Source organism: Lentzea sp. NPDC004789, assembly GCF_053601075.1.
This window is the reverse complement of the sequence record NZ_JBSGBE010000005.1, coordinates 342264-360679: the sequence shown is the minus strand read 5'-3', so window position 1 is coordinate 360679 and position 18416 is coordinate 342264. Positions and strand designations below refer to the sequence as shown.

At 72.2% G+C, this 18416-nt stretch carries 20 protein-coding genes; 12 read left to right on the top strand and 8 right to left on the bottom strand.

The genetic code is table 11. The features are described from left to right. Positions 1-8: 8 nt before the first annotated feature. Both ACWEIJ_RS14605 and ACWEIJ_RS14600 read left to right on the top strand, forming a co-directional pair. Positions 9-1433 carry an MFS transporter gene (locus ACWEIJ_RS14605; RefSeq protein ID WP_449837649.1) on the top strand — a complete coding sequence of 475 codons (1425 nt, stop codon included), beginning with the start codon at positions 9-11 and terminating at the stop codon, positions 1431-1433. Positions 1434-1459: 26 nt separating this feature from the next. Continuing rightward, on the top strand, positions 1460-2263 hold the full coding sequence (locus ACWEIJ_RS14600) for an SDR family NAD(P)-dependent oxidoreductase (protein WP_449837648.1): 804 nt from the start codon (positions 1460-1462) through the stop codon (positions 2261-2263). Between the two features lie 4 nt (positions 2264-2267). Here the strand turns inward: ACWEIJ_RS14600 and ACWEIJ_RS14595 are convergent, their stop codons facing one another. Both ACWEIJ_RS14595 and ACWEIJ_RS14590 read right to left on the bottom strand, forming a co-directional pair. After that, positions 2268-3368 (bottom strand): zinc-binding dehydrogenase, encoded by a 1101-nt coding sequence (locus ACWEIJ_RS14595; protein ID WP_449837647.1) that lies wholly within the window; start codon positions 3366-3368, stop codon positions 2268-2270. Further along, positions 3365-3778, bottom strand: a complete 414-nt coding sequence (locus tag ACWEIJ_RS14590; protein ID WP_449837646.1) for an acyl-CoA thioesterase — start codon at positions 3776-3778, stop codon at positions 3365-3367. Before ACWEIJ_RS14590 ends, ACWEIJ_RS14595 begins: the two co-directional genes overlap by 4 nt. A gap of 143 nt (positions 3779-3921) precedes the next feature. On the opposite strand from ACWEIJ_RS14590, the gene ACWEIJ_RS14585 reads away from it, so the two are divergent. From ACWEIJ_RS14585 to ACWEIJ_RS14570, 4 genes are read left to right on the top strand one after another with little or no spacing between them, the layout of a single operon-like run. Then, the gene (locus ACWEIJ_RS14585; RefSeq protein ID WP_449837775.1) at positions 3922-5367 is read left to right on the top strand and encodes an NAD(P)/FAD-dependent oxidoreductase; all 1446 of its coding nucleotides are present in this window, start codon (positions 3922-3924) and stop codon (positions 5365-5367) included. Beyond that, positions 5364-6386, top strand: a complete 1023-nt coding sequence (locus ACWEIJ_RS14580; RefSeq protein ID WP_449837645.1) for a hypothetical protein — start codon at positions 5364-5366, stop codon at positions 6384-6386. Before ACWEIJ_RS14585 ends, ACWEIJ_RS14580 begins: the two co-directional genes overlap by 4 nt. Before the next feature lie 23 nt (positions 6387-6409). Further along, on the top strand, positions 6410-7036 hold the full coding sequence (locus ACWEIJ_RS14575; protein WP_449837644.1) for a TetR/AcrR family transcriptional regulator: 627 nt from the start codon (positions 6410-6412) through the stop codon (positions 7034-7036). A 3-nt stretch (positions 7037-7039) separates the two neighbouring features. Continuing rightward, entirely contained in the window at positions 7040-8467 is a 1428-nt protein-coding gene (locus ACWEIJ_RS14570; protein WP_449837643.1) for an FAD-binding oxidoreductase, read from the top strand. On the opposite strand, the gene ACWEIJ_RS14565 is transcribed toward ACWEIJ_RS14570, so the two are convergent. The 4 genes from ACWEIJ_RS14565 to ACWEIJ_RS14550 all read right to left on the bottom strand — a co-directional run bounded on the left by ACWEIJ_RS14565 (position 8449) and on the right by ACWEIJ_RS14550 (position 12402). Next, positions 8449-9645, bottom strand: a complete 1197-nt coding sequence (locus ACWEIJ_RS14565; RefSeq protein WP_449837642.1) for a glycosyltransferase — start codon at positions 9643-9645, stop codon at positions 8449-8451. The two genes, ACWEIJ_RS14570 and ACWEIJ_RS14565, sit on opposite strands and share 19 nt — an antisense overlap. A 13-nt stretch (positions 9646-9658) precedes the next feature. Beyond that, the gene (locus tag ACWEIJ_RS14560) at positions 9659-10081 is read right to left on the bottom strand and encodes a GNAT family N-acetyltransferase (protein WP_449837641.1); all 423 of its coding nucleotides are present in this window, start codon (positions 10079-10081) and stop codon (positions 9659-9661) included. A 75-nt stretch (positions 10082-10156) separates the two neighbouring features. After that, the gene (locus tag ACWEIJ_RS14555) at positions 10157-11344 is read right to left on the bottom strand and encodes a serine/threonine-protein kinase (protein ID WP_449837640.1); all 1188 of its coding nucleotides are present in this window, start codon (positions 11342-11344) and stop codon (positions 10157-10159) included. 8 nt (positions 11345-11352) lie between these two features. After that, on the bottom strand, positions 11353-12402 hold the full coding sequence (locus tag ACWEIJ_RS14550) for a helix-turn-helix transcriptional regulator (protein ID WP_449837639.1): 1050 nt from the start codon (positions 12400-12402) through the stop codon (positions 11353-11355). An 87-nt stretch (positions 12403-12489) separates the two neighbouring features. On the opposite strand from ACWEIJ_RS14550, the gene ACWEIJ_RS14545 reads away from it, so the two are divergent. From ACWEIJ_RS14545 to ACWEIJ_RS14520, 6 genes are all read left to right on the top strand, one after another. Then, positions 12490-12885 (top strand): RidA family protein, encoded by a 396-nt coding sequence (locus tag ACWEIJ_RS14545; protein ID WP_449837774.1) that lies wholly within the window; start codon positions 12490-12492, stop codon positions 12883-12885. Continuing rightward, positions 12882-13355 (top strand): DUF488 domain-containing protein, encoded by a 474-nt coding sequence (locus ACWEIJ_RS14540; RefSeq protein WP_449837638.1) that lies wholly within the window; start codon positions 12882-12884, stop codon positions 13353-13355. The genes ACWEIJ_RS14545 and ACWEIJ_RS14540 overlap by 4 nt, the downstream gene beginning before the upstream one ends. Before the next feature lie 69 nt (positions 13356-13424). Next, positions 13425-14324 (top strand): ABC transporter ATP-binding protein, encoded by a 900-nt coding sequence (locus ACWEIJ_RS14535; protein WP_449837637.1) that lies wholly within the window; start codon positions 13425-13427, stop codon positions 14322-14324. Beyond that, a complete protein-coding gene (locus ACWEIJ_RS14530; protein WP_449837636.1) occupies positions 14324-15052 on the top strand; it encodes an ABC transporter permease in 729 nt (242 codons plus the stop codon). The genes ACWEIJ_RS14535 and ACWEIJ_RS14530 overlap by 1 nt, the downstream gene beginning before the upstream one ends. Positions 15053-15062: 10 nt before the next feature. Further along, entirely contained in the window at positions 15063-16154 is a 1092-nt protein-coding gene (locus ACWEIJ_RS14525; protein WP_449837635.1) for a sensor histidine kinase, read from the top strand. A 288-nt stretch (positions 16155-16442) separates the two neighbouring features. After that, a complete protein-coding gene (locus tag ACWEIJ_RS14520) occupies positions 16443-17048 on the top strand; it encodes a response regulator transcription factor (RefSeq protein WP_449837634.1) in 606 nt (201 codons plus the stop codon). 12 nt (positions 17049-17060) lie between these two features. Here ACWEIJ_RS14520 and ACWEIJ_RS14515 read toward each other — a convergent pair whose 3' ends face one another. Then, positions 17061-17552 (bottom strand): hypothetical protein, encoded by a 492-nt coding sequence (locus ACWEIJ_RS14515; RefSeq protein WP_449837633.1) that lies wholly within the window; start codon positions 17550-17552, stop codon positions 17061-17063. After that, positions 17542-18399 carry a thermonuclease family protein gene (locus ACWEIJ_RS14510; RefSeq protein ID WP_449837632.1) on the bottom strand — a complete coding sequence of 286 codons (858 nt, stop codon included), beginning with the start codon at positions 18397-18399 and terminating at the stop codon, positions 17542-17544. The genes ACWEIJ_RS14515 and ACWEIJ_RS14510 overlap by 11 nt, the downstream gene beginning before the upstream one ends. Positions 18400-18416 lie beyond the last annotated feature (17 nt).

Below are 18416 nucleotides of genomic sequence, written 5' to 3'. Positions count from 1 at the left end.
CAGTGTTCGTGACTACCTCCGCGCAGCCTCGTCTGCGCTCCCCCGGTTCCCTGCGCGAGGCGTGGATCGCCCTCGCCGGGCTGTCCGCGGTGTTCCTGTTCGAGATGCTCGACAACTCGATCCTGAACGTCGCCCTGCCCACGATCGGCCGCGACCTGCACGCCTCGACGACCGCGCTGCAGTGGGTGTCGAACTCCTACGCGGTCGTGTTCGGCGGGCTGATGCTCGTGTTCGGCGCGGTGGCGGACCGGTTCGGCCGTCGCCGGATCATGCTCATCGGCCTTGCACTGCTCTGCGCGGCGAGCCTCGCGACCGTCCTCGTCACCTCCGTCGCCGGACTCATCGCCGTGCGCTCGGTGATGGGCGTCGCGGCGGCGATGACCACGCCGGGCTCGATCGCGCTGGCGTTCCGGTTGTTCCAGTCCGACGACCTGCGCGTGCGCTCGATGACGCTGATCTCCACGGTCGGACTCGTCGGCCTGGCGGTCGGGCCACCGCTCGGCGGTTTCGTGCTCACCATCGCGCCGTGGCAGGCGTTGCTGCTCGTCAACGTCCCGATCTCGGTGCTGGCGATGATCGGCATCGCCCGCGGCGTCCAGGCCGACAGTGCGGACGAGCTGCACCGCGACCCCGCGGACTTCCTCGGCGGTGTGCTCGGCACCGCGACGATCGTGCTCGCCCTGGTCGTGCCGACGTTCTTCGTCGAGCAGGGAGCGCGTTCCTGGATGCCTTGGGCCGCAACGGTCTTGACCGTCGCAGCCGCCACCCTCCTCGTGGTTCGCGCCCGGACCGCGAGCCATCCGCTGCTGGACCTGAAGCTCGTCGCCCGTCCGATGGTCGCGAACGGTCTCGCCTACAAGGCCGCGACCGGACTGGCCGCCGCCGGTCTCACCTACCTCGTGACGTTGCAGCTGCAGCTCGGCTGGGGCTGGTCCCCCGCGCTCGCCGCGGCCGGGATGCTGCCGCAGGTCGTCGTCCTCATCGCCGCGGGGCCGGTGGTCAACCGCTTCGTGCGCTGGGCGGGACTCGACCGGGGCGTGTGGCTCGGCGCGGTCTGCGTCGTGGCCGGCCTCGCCGTCTACGCGTTGCTCGGCCGGACCGGGTACCTGCCGGTCGCGGTCGCCCTGGTGCTGGTCGCCGTCGGCATCCGCGTGGTCGGCGCGGTCGCGGGGGTCACCGTGCTGAAAGGCCTGCCGGACAACCGGACCTCGATCGGTGCCGCGCTCGTCGACACCGCGTCCCAGGTCGCCTCGGCCGCCGGAGTGGCCGTCAGCGGCACGGTGCTCGCGGCGCTCTTCGCCGGTGGCATCGCCCAACCCGGTTGGAGCAATGCGCAGACAGCGCAGTTCGAGCACGCCGTCTCGATCGGAAGCCTTGCCCTGACAGCGATGTCGGCCGTGCTCGTCGGCTGGGCCTTTCTGAATAAGGTGTGAGCCAACCCACTTCAGGAGGCGACGCGATGACGAGCTACCAGCTGACCGGACGCAGAGCTCTGGTCACCGGGGGCGCGCGGGGACTCGGCGCGGGGATGGCGCAGGCACTGGCCGCGGCCGGCGCCGCGGTGCTGATCGGCGACGTGCTGGAGGACGAGGGCAAGCAGACCGCCCAGGCGTTGCGCGACTCGGGCGCGACGGCGGAGTTCGTGTCGTTGGACGTCACCGACGACGACAACTGGGCCTCGGCGGTGAGCACGGCCGTCGACACGATCGGCGGCCTCGACATCCTCGTGAACAACGCGGGCATCGAGATCACCAGCCTGATCACCGAGCTCGACCCCGCCGACGTCAGGAAGATGCTGGACGTCAACGTGCTCGGCACCGCCCTCGGCCTCAAGCACGGGTTGCGCGCGATGCGTCCCGGCGGCGCCGCGGGCAACGGCGGCTCGATCATCAGCGTCGCGTCGGTCGCGGCGACCATCGCGTTCCCCGGCATCAGCGTCTACTCGGCGACAAAGTCCGCGATCGACCGGCTGACCAGGGTGGCGGCCGCGGAGTCGGGCAAGCTCGGCTACGGCGTGCGGGTGAACTGCATCCACCCCGGCCTCACCCCCACCGCGATGGGCAACCAGCTGGCCGTGGACTGCGCCGAGCTCGGCCTGTTCCCCTCGCCGGAGGCCGCCGCGGGCGCGGTCGTGGAGCTGACGCCGCTCGGCCGGCTCGGCCAGGTCGACGACATGGCCGACGCCGTGGTGTTCCTGGCCTCCGACGCGTCGAAGTTCATCACCGGGGCCGGTCTTCCGGTCGACGGCGGCATGGGGATGTAGGCGGTCACGCCATGACCACGACCTGCCGCACCGCCTCCCCCGAGGCGAGCCGGGCGAACCCGTCGTTGATCTCGTCCAGCGCGAGCCGGCCGGACAGCAGCCCGTCGACCGGCAGCCGGCCCGCGCGGTAGAGGTCGACGAACCGGGGCACGTCCCGGCGCGGCACGCACGAGCCGAGGTAGCTGCCCTTGAGCGTGCGTTCCTCGGCGACCAGGTTCAGCGCGGGCAGCGTCACGGTCCGGTCCGGGTGCGGCAGTCCGACCGTGACCGTGGTGCCGCCGATCGCCGTCGCGGCGTAAGCCTGTTCGAGCACGGCCGCGACACCGGTCGTGTCGATGACCTTGTCCGCGCCGCCGCCGGTCAGGTCCCGGACGTGGGCGACCGCGTCCGGTCCGCCGGCGGCCTCGTGCGTGGCGCCGAGCGTCCGGGCGAGCTGCCGCTTGCGTTCGACGACGTCCACCGCGACGACCTGCGTGGCGCCCGCCGCCAGTGCCGCGAGGACGGCCGCGAGCCCGACGCCGCCGAGGCCGAACACGGCGACCTTCTCCCCCGGCACGACCTGGGCGCTGTAGAACGCCGCGCCCGCACCGGTCAGCACGGCGCACCCGAACAGCGCGGCGACGTCGAACGGCAGGTCCGGCGGCACGAGCGTGGCCGACCGGCCGGAGATCACCGTGTACTCGGCGAAACCGGACACGCCGAGGTGGTGGTGCGGCCGCGTGCCGTCCGGGAGCGTCCAGCGGCGTTGCCCGCTCAGCAGCGTGCCGTCGCGGTTCGCGGCGGCGCCCGGTTCGCACAACGCCTGCCGTCCGGACGCGCACCGGCGGCACGCACCGCACGCGGGCACGAACGAGAGCACCACGTGGTCGCCCGGCGCGAACTCGGCGTTCGGCCCGGCCTCGACGACCTCGCCCGCGGCCTCGTGGCCGAGCACCATGGGCAACGGCCGGATGCGGGAGCCGTCGATCACCGACAGGTCGGAGTGGCACAGGCCGGTGGCGTGCACGCGCACCAGCACCTCACCCGGACCGGGCGGGTCGAGCTCCAGGTCGACGATCTCCAGCGGCCCGCCGACACCCGTGAGCACCGCGCCTCGCGTCTTCACGCGACCACCAGTCCTTCCATCGCCGTGCGCAAGTGGGCGGGGATCTCCACCGGCTTGCGGGTCGTGCGGTCGACGAACACGTGCACGAAGTGGCCTTCCGCCACGACGTCCTCGCGTCCCTCCAGGAAGAACCCGACCTCGTAGCGCACGCTCGACCGGCCGAGGTGCCCGACGCGCAGACCGGCGTCCAGCGCGTCGGGGAAGGCGACCGAGGCGCGGTAGTTGCAGTGCGACTCCACGCACAGGCCGATCTCGATGCCGCCGTGGATGTCCAGTCCGGCGGCGATCAGCCACGTGTTGATCACCGTGTCCATGAACGCGTAGTGGACGACGTTGTTCACGTGCCCGTAGACGTCGTTGTCCGCCCATCGGGTCGGAATCCGCTGCCAGTGCCGGTAGTCGTCGCGCACACGCCCTCCAGTTCGAGTTGCCGTGTACGCACAATGCCAGGCGGCCGAACGGGCGCAATGCCCCACGCGCTTCTTGACGCCCTTCCAGGCCGATCATACATTCGAGGACCATTTGTATGATCGGGCTCAAGGGGCTGGTCCGCATGAGGCTCGGTACCACGGCTCTCGTCCTCGGTGGCAGCGCGGCCGGCCTGTGCGCCGCCGGAGCGCTCGCCCCGCACTTCGACCACGTGCTGGTGCTCGAACGCGACGAGCTGCCCGCCCAGGCCGAGCACCGGCGCGGCGTGCCGCAGAGCAAGCACCCGCACTTCCTGCTCAACTCCGGCCGCCGGGCCATCGAGGCGCTGTTCCCCGGCTTCGAGAAGGCGCTCATCGCCGCGGGCGGGCTGCACCTGATGCCGTCCATGGACGCCGCCTACCTCGACGGCGAGGGCTGGTCGGCGCGCAAGAGCAGCACGATGACCATGATCTACAGCTCGCGGATCCTGATCGAACGGGTGCTGCGCGACCACGTGCGCGCGTTGGGCAACGTGGAGATCCGCGAAGGCGTGTCGGTCAACGGCTTGACGACCGCTGACGGTGCTGTGACCGGCGTGGACTTCGACGACGAGCACGTGGACGCCGACTTCGTGGTCGACGCGATGGGCCGCGGCTCCGCGGTCGGCGCGTGGCTGGTGGCGGCGGGGTGGCCGGAGCCCGAGGTGCGCACGCTCGACGCCAAGGTCACCTACACCTCGCGCTGGTACGAGCTGCCGGCACAGCGCCCGCCGTCGTGGTGGTGGCAGCACCTGGTGATCATGCCGACGCCGGACCGGGGCGAGCACCCGCCCGAGCACGAGTTCCTGGTCAACTTCTTCCCGATCGAGGGCAACCGCGTCATCGCGTGCATGGGTTCGTGGGGCCTGGAGATGCCGCGCTCGCCCGAGGCGTTCACCGACTCGGCACGCCGGGTGCGGACGCCGTTGTTCGCGGCGGCGATGGAGCACTGCTCGCCCACGTCCGAGGTGCACCTGACCCGGTCGACCGGCAACAAGTGGCGCCGTTACGACCGGTGGGCGACGCCGCCGCGGCGGCTGGTGTTCGTCGGCGACTCGATCTGCGCGTTCAACCCGTTCTACGCGCAGGGCATCTCTTCCGCGGCGACCTCGGCGTTGTTGCTGAGCCGGCACCTGGCTCGCGCCGAGCGGCTCGACGCGGCGTTCTCGGCGCGGTTCCTCGCGGCGCAGCGCAAGAAGCTCAACGTGCCGTGGCGGCTCGCGATGGCCAGGGACCAGGGCTACCGGTGCGCCGAGGGCACCGAGAAGCCGCCGGAGTGGAAGCGCCGCCTGCTCGACGCGGTGTCCAATCCGGCGTTCAGCTTCATCGTCGGTGCCGCGCGCGAGTACCCGGTCGTCGACGAGCACTTCGCCAAGGTGTTCAACCTCGACGAGTCGCTGGGCCAGATGATGACCAACCCGCGCGTGCTCGCCGCCCTTCTGCGCTACCGCCTGCGCACCGCGCTGGGCCGCCGGCGCGTGCCGTTCGGGTTCGACCCGCGGCTCGACCCTCCCGCCACGGACTACTCACCCGCGGCGGCGGCCGCACGATGACCTGCTCACCGGAGGCGCGGGCGGTCACGCGCGGCCTCGGCTTCGACTGCGACGACGTCTCACCGGTGGTCTCCGTGCGGTTCTCCTGGGCGCACTGGACGATGCCGGTGCTGGAACTGCTCGTCGTCGGCGGCGCGATCTTCGCGCTGGTGCACGCCGTCCGCCGCTACCGCGCGGGCGACCGGGTCAACCTGGCGCTGTGGTGCGCCTCGCTGGTCTACCTCTTCGTGATCGAGCCGCCGCTGTACTTCCCCGAGTGGTTCGGGCTGGACGACGTCTACGGTTTCATCTTCGCGCACAACCGGTTCACCGTGCAGTTCATGTGGGACCGGCTGCCGCTCTACATCGTGGCGTTCTACCCGATGATCAGCCAGCTCGCCTACGAGGTAGTGCGCGCGCTCGGCGTCTTCCGCCGCGGGGCGCTGCCCGGTGCGGTGGCGGTCGCCTTCGTCCTGCAGGTGTTCTACGAGGTGTTCGACCACATAGGACCACAGCTGCGGTGGTGGGCGTGGAACCCGGCCAACCACGTCGTGAACCAGCCCGCGATGGCGTCCGTGCCGTTGCAGAGCGCGCTGCTGTTCGCCTCCGTCTCCCTGGCGGCCATGACGTACCTTGTGGTGCGCCTGGTCCGAAATGGACGGTCGTTCGTCCTGTGGACCGCGGTGGCCGGGGTGCTCACGCCGCTCACCATGGCCGTGGCGGGCATCCCGTCCAGCCTCGCCCGCGGTGACGTCACGGCACAGGCGTGGGTGCTCGGCGTCGAACTGGCGCTGGTGTGGCTGGCCGGGGCGTGGGTCATCGCGACGACCAGGGAGGCTCCGGAGCCGTCGGTGTTCGCGCGCTACTACCCCGCCGTGTACCTGATCGTGCTGGCGGTGTTCTGGCTCAGTGCCCTGCCCTCGTACTTCGGCGCGGTCAACGGCGTGACCGCGGCCGGCACGCCCATCGGCAGCGGCCTGTACGCACTGGCCTGCTTCTGCGCGGCCGGTGCGACGCTGTACCGCGCACGCCGCGCCTGAGCGTTTCCGGAAAGATGGTGCGCATGGGGCACCACGGATGGCAGGGCAACCCGCCCGGCACGGAGTCGGAGGCGCGCCGCCGCATCGTCGAGGCCGCCACCGCGTGCATCGACCGCGCCGGTCTGACCAAGACGAGCCTCTCCGACGTCGCCGCGGAGGCCGGCGTGACCCGGCAGACCGTCTACCGCTACTTCCCGCGCCTGGCGGACGTCCTGAGCGCCGTCGCCACCGACCGCGTGGAGGAGTTCGCCGGGCGGATGGAACGCCACCTGGCCACGTTCTCCACCCCCGCGGAGGTGGCCGTGGAGTCGGTGGTGTTCGGCGTCCGCGAGGTGCCGCGCGACCCGCACCTGGGGCTGTTGCTGCAGGCGGGCGAGGGCGACCACTTCACCGGCGCGGTGACGTCCCCCGACTCGTTCGCGCTCGGCGCGCGGATCCTGCGTTCCGTGCCCGTCGACTGGGCCTCTGCGGGTGTGTGCACGGACGCCGACTTCGCGGGGCTGGCCGAGGTGCTGATGCGGCTTTTCCTGTCGTTCCTGCGGTTTCCGTCCACGCCCGCGGTCAGCGATGATCAGCTGCGGGCGCTCGTGGACCGGTGGGTCGGACCGGCGTTGCGCGGCGTCAGGACTGATCACGACGTGCCACCATGACCTGTGGATCGACGCAGGTTTCTCCAAGTCGCCGGGCTGACGGGCGCGGGTGCAGTGCTCACCGCGTGCACCACCACGCCGAAGCCACCTCCACCACCGCCACCGTCCAGTTCATCCGTCCCGAGTGGACCGCCGGACTGGCAGGCCCTGCGCTCACGCCTTTCGGGACAGCTGATCCTGCCCGGCGAGGACGGCTTCACCTACCAGGGCTTCAACCCGGTGTGGGACAGCAGAAAGCCGGCCGCCATCGCCCGCTGCGCCTCCCCCGCCGACGTCCAGGCCTGCGTCGAGGCGGCCCGGCTGCGCGCGCCGATCGCGGCCCGCAGCGGCGGCCACAGCTACGCCGGCTACTCGACGCCGGAGGGCGGTCTGCAGGTCGACCTGCGCAGACTGGCCGACGTCGAGGTGCTGCCCGGCGACCGGGTGCGGGTCGGCGCCGGGGCCGCGCTCGGTGAGGTGGCACGGGTGCTCGCGGCGGCGGGCCGCTGTCTGCCGACCGGCACGTGTCCGACCGTGGGCGTCGCGGGTCTCACGCTCGGCGGCGGTATCGGGGTGCTCGCGCGCAAGTACGGGCTGACGTGCGACCACCTGGTCTCGGCGACTGCGGTCACGGCGGACGGGCGGCTGGTCACCGCGTCCGCGCAACAGGAACCGGACCTGTTCTGGGCGTTGCGCGGTGGCGGTGGCGGCAACTTCGCGATCGTCACCGAGTTCGTGTTCGGCACGGTGCCCGCGCCCGACGTCACGGTGTTCTCCTTGCAGTACAACACCACCTCGGACGTGCTCGGTGCGTGGCAGGGCTGGATCGCGCGGGCGCCGGACGAGCTGTGGTCCAACGTCGTCGTGCGCGGCGGCGCCCGGCCCACCTGCCGGGTCGGCGGCTGCTTCGTCGGGTCCGTCGGCGACCTCGCGGCGCTGCTGTCCGGTCTGCCCGCGCCCGCCTCGCGGTTCATCCAGCCGCAGAGCTACGCCGAGGCCACGAAGTACTTCGCCGGCAGCGGCATCGAGCACGAGTCGTTCGTGGCGTCGTCCCGGGTCCTGCGCTCGCCGCTGAGCGATCCCGGCAAGGCGGTGGACCTGATGAACGGCCAGTCCGACGAGTCGTACCTGATCTTCGACGGCCTCGGCGGCGCGGTGGCGGCCGTCGCGCCCGACGCCACCGCGTTCCCGCACCGCACCGCCCTGGCGAGCGCGCAGATCTACTTCAAGACCCCGCCGGCGAACGCCGCCGCCACCGCCGAGGCGATGGGGCGGGTGCGGGACGGGCTCGGCGCGCTGGCCGGCGACACCGGGTACGTCAACTACATCGACCCGGAGCTGCCGAAGTGGGCCGAGGCGTACTACGGGGCGAACCTGCCGCGCTTGCGGGAGGTGGCCTCCAGGTACGACCCCGACCGGGTGTTCGCGTTCGCTCAGTCGGTGCCGCGCTGAGCGTCTCGAACCGGGCGTGGACCTCGGGGCTCGGGCGTCAGGGCGGCGCGGCACACCTCCACGGGGTCGCGGACGTCGGCCACCGTCGCCGCCGCACGAGCGGCCGCGGCGGTGAAGCCCGGATCTCCCAGCACGTGCGCCACGGCGGCCCGCAGCGAGTCCACAGTGGAGGGACGGACGAGCACGCCGCTGCCCTGCCGGGCGACGCGGTTCGCCATCTCCCACTGGTCGCCGCCGCCCGGCACCACCACCACGGGCACACCGGCCAGCAACGCCTTGGCCAGCATGCCGTGGCCCCCGCCGCAGACCAGCACCGAGGACCGGCGCAGCAGCTCGTCCTGCCGGCCCGGCCCCGCGCGGACCCAGTCCGGCAGGCCGGCCGGTGGCGTGAACGTCGAGATCACCGCCCGCACGCCCAGGTCGCGCAACGCCGCGAGCGTCATCGACGCCATCCCGGTGGCGCCGGTCCACGCCGTCGACGGCGCGACCATCACCAGCGGACCGTCACCCGGAGGTGGGGTCATCCGCTGCTCACTCGCCTCCCACAGCAGCGGGCCGACGACGTGGGCGTTGTCCGGCCAGTCCGGGCGCGGCACCTCCAGGGCGGGCAGCGTCGCGATCAGCCGCACCGACGGGCCCGGTCCGCGCGGGGACAGGCCGATCCGCCGGCGGACGGCGGCGCGCTGGCGGTCGCCTCGACGGATCGACCGCGCGGTCATCGCGCGCAGCACGGCGTCGCGCAGCCTGCCGCGCACGCCGGTGCCGACGGCCAGCCCGCTGCCCAGCGGCGGCAGGCCCCGGGACGGTTCGTAGAGCGGATGCGGTGACAGCTGCGCCCACGGCACGCCGAGCAGTTCCGCGGCCATGCTCGCACCCAGCGCGAGGATGTCGCACACGACCAGATCCGGTGCCAGCGCGGCGAGTTGCGGAGTCAGCGCGGACGCGAGCGCGGCGGCCTGGGAGTGCAGCGCTCCGCCGAGGTCCGGCGCGTCCCGCAGGTCGTCCAGCGCCAGCCCGGCCACCCGCGACGCCGTGATCCCGGCACGGGTGGCGGCGTCGACCCAGCGGCCGCCGGTGAGCAGGACCGGGGTGTCACCGGCCTCCGCGAACCTCAGGCACAGCGCGATCGCCGGCACGACATGACCCGGATCGCCTCCGGAGACCACAGCCACCCGCACACGCGCCAGTCTCTTACAGCGCCTTGCTGAAGTGCAGCGCCGGAATGATGTAACCGGAACCGAGGTAGAGCCGGTGGGCGTGGTGGCGTTGCGTGCCGGAGTCGAGGTGCACGCCGGTGCAGCCGAGGCGGCGGGCCTCGTCGTCGACCCAGTTCAGCAGCGCGCCCGCGTGGCCCTGACGGCGCGCGGACGGGAGCGTGCTGAGGTCGTCGATGTAGAGGTGCGATCCGGCGTAGAGGTTCGTGAGGCGGCGGAACCCGGCCACCGCGGCCACCTGGCCGGACGCGTCGAACGAGGCCACGAGCCGGTAGCCCTCCTTGCGCTGGGTGCGCACCGCCGCGACGAAGGCGTCCTCGGACGTCAGGTGCGGGCGGAGCTCACGCATCGCCTCGTACGCCAGCGCGGTGTTCTCGTCGTTCAGCTCGGTGATGGTCATATCCGTGATCATCGAACCTGAAGTGGCCTTTTCACAGGCCCAGTTCGAATCTATTGCGGAAGGCCACTCATGGCCTCAGAAGCCGCAGCCCTCCGGTGACCAGCTCGTGTCGCTCGCATTGCTGCCGTCGGCGCGCACGATCCGCACCTGGACGCACAACGCGCCCGGCGCGTAGAGCTCGATCGACGGTGTCTGGACGGTGCCCGACTTCAGGTCGTCGTTGGTGCGCCAGGCGAACGTGTCGTCGGCCCGCGGCGCCGGATACGTCCAGGTGAAGCGCAACGTCGTGGGGTTCACGCGGGTCACGTTGACGATCGCCTCGCCGGTGGGACCGCCCGGTCCCGAGGCGGCGTTCCGCGGCTGCGCCGTCTGCGGCGACCGCGGCAGCGAGTCGTCGTCCAGGAACAGGACCGCGCTGGTGCCGATCACCGCCGTGGCGACCGCGGCGACACCGGCGTAGATCGGCCAGCGCGCCCGTTTGCGCGCGGGCGGCGGTGCCGCGGAGACGGCGACCGCGTCCGAAGTGGACACTCCACTGGCGACGTGGATCTCCCGCAGGCGCCGCGCGAAGTCCTCCGCGGACGGCGGCCGCAGCGCCGGATCAGCCGACATCGCGTGGTGCAGCAGGACTTCCAGCGCTTGCGGTGCCCGTCCGGTCGGTGGCGGGTTGCCGCGCAGGACGCGCTGCTCCAGGGCGGCGTGCGTGTTGTTGCCGCGCGGCACGACGAACGGCGGGTGGCCGGCGAGCAGGTGCCACAGCGTGGCCGCGAGGGAGAAGACGTCGGAACGGGCGCTGTACGCGCCGCTGGTGATCACCTCGGGCGCGGTCCACGGCAGCCGGTCGCGGCCGAGCACGCCGAAGTCGGTCAGGCACGCGTTGCCGTTCTCGTCGAGCAGGACGTTGGCGGGCTTCACGTCCCGGTGCACCACACCGGCCCGGTGCGCGGCGTGCAGCGCGTCGGCGAGCTGGAGGCCGATCTCCACCACGCGCTCGAACCGCAACGGTGCCAGCGCGCCGGCGTCACCGCCGGAGTAGTGCTTCATCACCAGGTACAGCAGTCCGGCGCGGGTCCGCCCGGCGCGGTGCACGGCGACGATGCCGGGGTGCCCGAGCGCGAGCACCGTCCTCATCTCGGCCGTCCGCGCCGGGTCGACGAGCAGCTTCACCGCTGCTTCGCCGCCGCCGTCGCGGTACAGGTGGACGTTCTTGCCGAGCGGTCGGACGTACCGGAATCCGGGGATCTCCGGTAACTCCTCTGTCATTCGCCACCTCAGTCGCCAACGCTGTTGGTCAGGTGGCCCCGCCCACCTCCGATGACTGAGTAATCCACCCCGGCTCGACTGTCAACGGTCAAATCACCAGTTGAGACGGCGTAGCGGGCGGCGATCGCGGCGGCACGGCGGTGCAGGCGGGCCCGCAGCGACGCCGGTGCCAGCGCCTCCGCGTCCTCGCCGAGCCGCCACAACGCCCACTCGGCGTGCCGCAGGTCCTGAAACGTCGCCTCCATCAGCGGCCAACCGGCGGTATCGGGTTCGGCCGCGCGCACGGCGACCGCGGCATCGCACAGGTCCCCGCGCCGGTCCGGGTGCACCCGGACCTCGACGGTGAGGTGGTCGCTCGACAGGAACCGGGCGCAGCGCTCCCGCCACAACCGGTCCAGGTCGGCGTCGGCCGGCCGCTGGGCCGGTTCGGGGAGTTGCTCGGCCGCGAGCACGCGCGACAGCCGGTAGGTGCGGTCCGCGCCGGACCTCGTGGCGAGCAGGTACCCGCGGCCGCGGACGGTGACCAGGCCGATCGGGTCGACCGTGCGCCACCGCGGCGCGTCGTTCGCGGCCGCGTAGTGAATGCGCAGCCGGTGTCCCGTCAGGACGGCGCGCCGGATCTCGATCATCGCCGGGCCCGGCGGTTCCGCGGCCGGTCCGCGGGAGACCAGCAGATCGGTGTCCGGCTCCACCAGGATGCGCGCGGCCGCCGCGCTCGCGGTCGCCCGGTGGTCGTCCGGTAGCGCGTCGACGACCTTGCGCAGGGCCGACGCGAACGCCGGGCCGAGACCGAACACCTCCTCGCGGCCCGCGGTGAGCAGGGCGAGTGCCTCGTCGTGGTTCAGGCCGGTGAGCTCGGTGTGGAAACCGGGCAGCAGCGCGAACCCGCCGTGCCTGCCGCGTTCGGCGTACACCGGCACCCCGGCCGCGGACAGCGCCTCGACGTCGCGCAGCACCGTGCGGGTCGACACCTCCAGCTCGCGGGCCAGCGCGGTCGCGGACAACCGGCCCCGCTGACGCAGCAACAGCACGAGCGAGACCAACCGGTCGGCGCGCATGCCGGAAAACCTAGCGGAATACCCGACAGAGGATGTCGTGATTCGCTGGGAGGCTTTGCCCACCAACCGAATGGAGCTGAAGTGGCAGTGGAGCGAACGGCGGTCAACCCGGTCACCTGGTCGGCCGAGCTGGGGTTCAACCAGGGCGAGCTGGTCTCCGGGCACACCAGGACCCTGTACTGCTCGGGGCAGACCGCGATGGACGGTGACGGCAAGCCGCGGCATGACGGCGACCTGGCCGCCCAGCTGGCGCTGAGCCTCGACAACCTCGAAGCTGTGCTGCGGGAGGCCGGCATGTCACTCGCGAACCTGGTGCGGCTCAACGTCTACACCACCGACGTCGATCTGCTGTTCGGGCACTACGGCGTGCTCGCGGCACGGCTGGGTGCCGCCGGGGTCGCGCCCGCGACGACGATGCTCGGGGTCACCCGGCTCGCGGTCCCCGGCCAGCTGGTCGAACTGGAAGGGACCGCCGTCGCGTGATCAAAGCGGTGACGATCGGGGTGTACGGCTTCGACGCCGACACGTTCCTGCGGCGCTTGCGGCACGCGGACGTTCGCGTGCTGCTCGACGTCCGGCAACGCCGCGGCGTGCGCGGGCACGAGTACGCCTGGGCGAACTCGCAGCGGTTGCAGGCGGCGCTCGCCGACGCGGGCATCGGCTACGAGCACCACACCGAGCTCGCGCCCACCACCGAGATGCGGCAAGTCCAGTACGCCGAGGACGATCGCCAGGGCGTCGGGAAGCGGTCGCGGCACGAGCTCGCCGCCGAGTACGCCCGCCGCTACACCGCGGAGGTCCTCGACGCCGCCGACCTCGCGCCGATCGCGTCCGGAGACGGGGTCGCGGCGTTGTTCTGCGTCGAGGCCGACCCGGAGGCGTGCCACCGCTCGTTGATCGCCCGGCGACTGGCAGAGGAGTACGGCGTCCCGATCGAGCATCTGCGCCCGTGACATCTGTCATGGCGCAGTCGTGACAGCTGAGACCCGCACCGTCGGGTTCGGACCGCCAGCATTGTGGACATGACGGAAACAGCTGTGCGAGCCGGCGCCGCGGTGGCGCTGAGCGGTCTGCGGAAGCGGTTCGGGGAGGTCCGCGCGGTCGACGGCATCGACCTGGTGATCTCGCCCGGCGAGGTGGTCGCGCTGCTCGGCCCGAACGGGGCCGGGAAGTCCACGACGGTCGACATGATGCTCGGTCTGTCCACTCCGGACGCCGGCACGATCAGCGTGTTCGGCAAGGCGCCGCGCGAGGCGGTGGTGGCGGGCCAGATCTCCGCCATGCTGCAGAGCGGCGCGTTGCTGGAGGACGCGACGGTCGCCGAGGCGGTGGGGCTGATCGCGGCACTGCACCACAAGCCGATGCCGGTGGCGCGGGCGCTGGAGCAGGCGGGCATCGCCGACCTCGCGAGCCGCAAGTGCACCAAGCTCTCCGGCGGGCAGCGGCAGCGGGTGCGGTTCGCGCTGGCGCTGGTGTGCGAACCGGACCTGCTGGTGCTCGACGAGCCGACGGTCGCGATGGACGTGGAGACGCGGCGGGCGTTCTGGCAGCAGATGCGCGCCTACACCGACACCGGGCGGACGGTGCTGTTCGCGACGCACTACCTGGAGGAGGCCGAGGAGTACGCGGACCGCGTCGTGCTGATGCGGTCCGGGCGGATCGTGGCCGACGGGTCGGTGGCGCAGGTGCGGGCCGCGGTGTCCGGGCGGCGGCTGCGGGCCGTGGTGCCGGGGGCGGGCGAGCTCGACCTGCCGGGCGTGCGCGCGGTCGAGCGGCGGGGCGACCAGTTCACGTTGACCTGCACCGACTCCGACGCCGCGGTGCGCGCGCTGCTCACCCAACACCCCGACGCCCACGACATCGAGATCACCGCACTGGGGCTTGAGGACGCGTTCCTCGCTCTCACCGGGGAGGACGACTGATGAACACCCGTTTCCTGGCACTGGAAATGCGGCGCGCGGTGCGCAACGGCCGGTACCTGATCTTCACCGTGGTGGTGCCGGCGGTGATGTACCTGCTGTTCGTGAGCCTCTACGGCGGTGGCGGCGGGAAGTTCCCCAACGGGCTGCCGGTCCCGACGTCGCTGATGATGAACATGGCGTTGTTCGGCGTGATGGCCGGGCCGTTGTCGATCGGCGCCCGGATCGCGGTCGAGCGGGCCATCGGCTGGCAACGGCAGCTGCAGCTGACGCCGTTGACCGGCTCGGGGTACCTGATGACCAAGGGCGCGTTGGGCATGCTGGTGGGGTTGCCGGCAGTCGTGGTGGTGTGTGTGCTCGGTGCGGTCAAGGGCGTTCAGCTGGACGCGCTGCACTGGGTCAGCGTGCTGGCGACGCTGTGGCTGGGCGCGATCCCGTTCGTGCTGATGGGCATCGTGATCGGCCTGATCGCGAGCCCGGACGGCATGCAGGCCATCACCGGTCTCGCCTCCATGCTGCTCGGCCTGCTGGGCGGCATCTGGATCCCGGCGGACGTGGCACCGGACTGGCTGGCGACGATCATGAAGGTGCTGCCGGTCTACTGGATCAAGGAGCTGGCCCAGGCACCGCTGGTGTCCGGAGTGGACGTCAAGCAGGCGCTGCTGGTGATCGGGCTGTGGGTGGCGGGTTTGTCGCTGGTCGCCGTGCGCCGCTACCGCGCGCAGAGCTAGGTTCGTCGTCGTGCGCCGCCGCAATGAGGACAACCAGGACAACGACATCAAGTGGTACCTGTTCTCCCTCGTGTTCGTCCTGCTCTACATCCCCGAGCTGACCTACAACGTGATCATCAGCGACGGGAGTCTCGCGGCGCGGACGGTGCTGGTGGCGTTGATCCTCACCTACGCGCTGGGCTGGATGCTGGCGCCGCGGTGGCTGTGGACCAGCGGCAGCGAGAACGTCAACACGGCGATCTGCCTGGCGCTGCTCGCGGTCGGTCTGGTCGTCGTGTACTGGCTGGGGATGCCGTCCGCGGGCCTGCTGGTCTACATCATGTCCACCATCGGCGTGGTGCTGACGTGGTGGCGGGCCATCGCGATCAACGCGACGATCCTCGCGGTGCTGGCGCTCACCATGTACCTGACCGACGATCTCCCCCGCGACGGCGGCGAGCTGGTCACGTTGCTGTCGATCTCGATGGGCATGCTCTTCATGGGCAGGATGATCAGGGCGAACCGGGCGCTCGCCGCGGCGCAGGAGGAGATCGCCGCGCTGGCCCGCACCGAGGAACGCAACCGGCTGGCCCGGGACCTGCACGACATCCTGGGCCACAGCCTGACCACGATCACGCTGAAGACCGGCGTGGCCAGGCGCCTGCTGGAGAGCTCGTCGCCCGACCGGGCCCTGGAGGAGATCCGCGAGGTCGAGCACCTCACCCGCCAGGCGCTCAGCGACGTCCGCACCACCGTCTCCGGCTACCGCGAGGTGTCGCTGTCGGCCGAGGTGGTCGGCGCACGCGCGGCACTGCGCGCCGCCGGGGTGGAGGCGGACCTGCCGCACGCGGTGGACAACGTGCGACCCGAGCTGCAGGGGGTGTTCGGGTACGTGTTGCGCGAGGGGATCACCAACGTGCTGCGGCACGCGGCCGCGACCCGGTGTTCCGTCCGGCTCGGGGACACCTGGCTGGAGGTGCGGGACAACGGGCGCGGCGCCGGCGTCGGCGAGCCGGGGACCGGGTTGAGGGGGCTGGCGGAACGGCTGGCCCCGCACGGCGGAACGGTGCTGGCGGGGCCGTTGGACGAGGGCGGGTACCGGCTGCGGGCCGAGGTCACGTGACGTGAACGGGACCGCTGGACGAGGGTCGGTACCGGCTGCGGGCCGCGGTCACGTGACGTGGACGAGGCCCGCTGGACGAGGGTCGGTACCGGCTGCGGGCCGAGGTCACGTGACGCGGGCGGGACCGCTGGACGAGGGTCGGTACCGGCTGCGGGCCGAGGTCGCGTGACGTGGACGGGACGGTGCTGGCAGGCTCGCTGGACGAGGGCGGGTACCGGCTGCGGAGCGGCGTGACGTGAGGGTGCGGGGGAACGTGATGTGGACGGGGGCCGGTGAGCAGGAGGCGGCGTGATCAAGGTGTTGCTGGCGGACGACCAGGCGCTCGTGCGGGGCGCGTTCGCCGCGATGCTGGGACTGGAACCCGACATCGAGGTGGTGGCCGAGGTCAGCGCGGGTGACGAGGTCGTCCCCGCGGCCCGGCGCACCACCCCGGACGTCGCGTTGCTCGACGTGCAGATGCCCGGCAAGGACGGCCTGAGCGCCGCCGCCGAGCTGCGGGACGCGGTGCCCGCCTGCCGGGTGATCATGTGCACCACGTTCGGGCGGCCCGGCTACCTGGCGCGGGCCATGGCGGCGGGGGCGGCCGGGTTCGTGGTGAAGGACGCCACGCCGGAGCAGCTCGTGGACGCGGTGAGGCGGGTGCACTCCGGGTTGCGGGTGGTGGATCCCGCGCTGGCCGCCGAGTCGCTCGCGACGGGGCAGAGCCCGCTGACCGACCGGGAACGCGACGTGCTGGCCGTCGCCAGGCAGGGCGGCACGGTGTCCGACCTGGCCAAGGCGCTGCACCTGTCCGAGGGCACGGTGCGCAACCACCTCAGCGCCGCGATCGGCAAGACCGGCGCGCGGACCAGGGCCGAGGCGGTCAAGGTCGCCGAGGACAGCGGCTGGTTGTGAGCAGCGCGCCCGTCAGCTGAGCAGCTCCACGACGTGCACCACCCGGTCCCCCGGCCACGACTGCCGCAGGCCACCCCGGAACTCCACACCGGACGTCACGCCGACGACCTCGCCGACCGGTCCGATCGTGCCGTACAGCCGCACGAGATCACCCGGCACCAGCTCGTCAGCACGTTTCACCCCGACGTTGCGCGCCGCGGACGCGGGCCTGAGCCGAGTGACCAGCAACCACCAGAACCCGCCGCACAGCACCGGAACCGCGAGCACCAGGACACCCGCCGCGACCGGGTACGTGCCGAGCAGCACGGCCGCGCCGACCAGCGCCCACAGCAGGCCCACCAGCGCGGCGAGATGGATCGAGCTCACGGGATGGTCGCCGACCTGGAGCCACCCGGTCGTGCGGACCCAGCCGCCCTCGGTCAGGCCACGCGGCCGCGTGGCCTCCTCAACGCCGGGCTCCGGATCGGCTTCGCTGAACAGGTCGATGCCGTCCTCAGTCCGCACGCCGCCACCTCAGCTGCCCCTTGGCGTTGCGGGCGCAGACCAGTTCCTGACCGTTCGGACCGGTCTTGTGCGCGCCCTCCTTGAGGCACATCTTGCCCAGCCAGAGGTTGGTCCACGAGTCGTCAGGCGTCGTCGTGGTCACCTCCGGTGGCTCCGGCGGCCGCGGGGGCTCGGACGACTCCGGCGCAGCCGTGGTCGTGGTGGTGCTCGGGGACTCGCTGGTCGACGACGGCGCGATGGAGGTGGTCCCCGCCGCCTCGATCCGCGTGCAGGCGGCCGCCCACAGGCCGCGGTTCTCCTGGCGCGCGGCGTACTCGACCGGGCCGAGCTCGTCGCGGGACGACACGTCCGCCGGCGCCATGCCGTCGTGCACGATGGTCTGCGCGTAGTCCTGGCCGTCGGGCAGTCGCACGTCGACCACGATCCGGTCGCTGTCGGGATCGACGTCCTTCTTGACGGTGAGCCGCACGGTCTTGCCGCGCAACAGGGTCTGCGCGGTGGCGAGGGACTGCGGCAGCCAGCAGTCCGCGATCCGGCCCACCCCGGCGACCCGTGCGTGGAACTGCAGTCCGGTGGCCGGTTCCAGACCGTCGAAGACGTCCACTTCGGACACCGTCTGGACGGTCACCTCGAACGAGTCGCCCCGGTGCACGCCCGTGTCGTGCCCCGCCGTCGCGTGCTCCCGCGGGGGCGGGTCGCCGAGGAACCCGGCCGCTCCGGTGGCCGCCAGCGCCACCACGACGCCGCCGCACAGGACGGCGATCCTGGTGTGCTGGTGCGCACCCCACCAGAAACGGCGGACGAACCCCGGTCTCGGGGTGGGGGCGGACTCGACTGGGCTCGTCACTGGCGATCCTGGCGGGT

Coding starts and splice junctions, on each gene's coding strand:
- ACWEIJ_RS14600 (WP_449837648.1), top strand. CDS start 1,460: ATGACGAGCTACCAGCTGACCGGACGCAGAGCTCTGGTCACCGGGGGC.
- ACWEIJ_RS14585 (WP_449837775.1), top strand. CDS start 3,922: ATGAGGCTCGGTACCACGGCTCTCGTCCTCGGTGGCAGCGCGGCCGGC.
- ACWEIJ_RS14580 (WP_449837645.1), top strand. CDS start 5,364: ATGACCTGCTCACCGGAGGCGCGGGCGGTCACGCGCGGCCTCGGCTTC.
- ACWEIJ_RS14575 (WP_449837644.1), top strand. CDS start 6,410: ATGGGGCACCACGGATGGCAGGGCAACCCGCCCGGCACGGAGTCGGAG.
- ACWEIJ_RS14560 (WP_449837641.1), bottom strand. CDS start 10,081: ATGACCATCACCGAGCTGAACGACGAGAACACCGCGCTGGCGTACGAG.
- ACWEIJ_RS14555 (WP_449837640.1), bottom strand. CDS start 11,344: ATGACAGAGGAGTTACCGGAGATCCCCGGATTCCGGTACGTCCGACCG.
- ACWEIJ_RS14550 (WP_449837639.1), bottom strand. CDS start 12,402: ATGCGCGCCGACCGGTTGGTCTCGCTCGTGCTGTTGCTGCGTCAGCGG.
- ACWEIJ_RS14535 (WP_449837637.1), top strand. CDS start 13,425: ATGACGGAAACAGCTGTGCGAGCCGGCGCCGCGGTGGCGCTGAGCGGT.
- ACWEIJ_RS14530 (WP_449837636.1), top strand. CDS start 14,324: ATGAACACCCGTTTCCTGGCACTGGAAATGCGGCGCGCGGTGCGCAAC.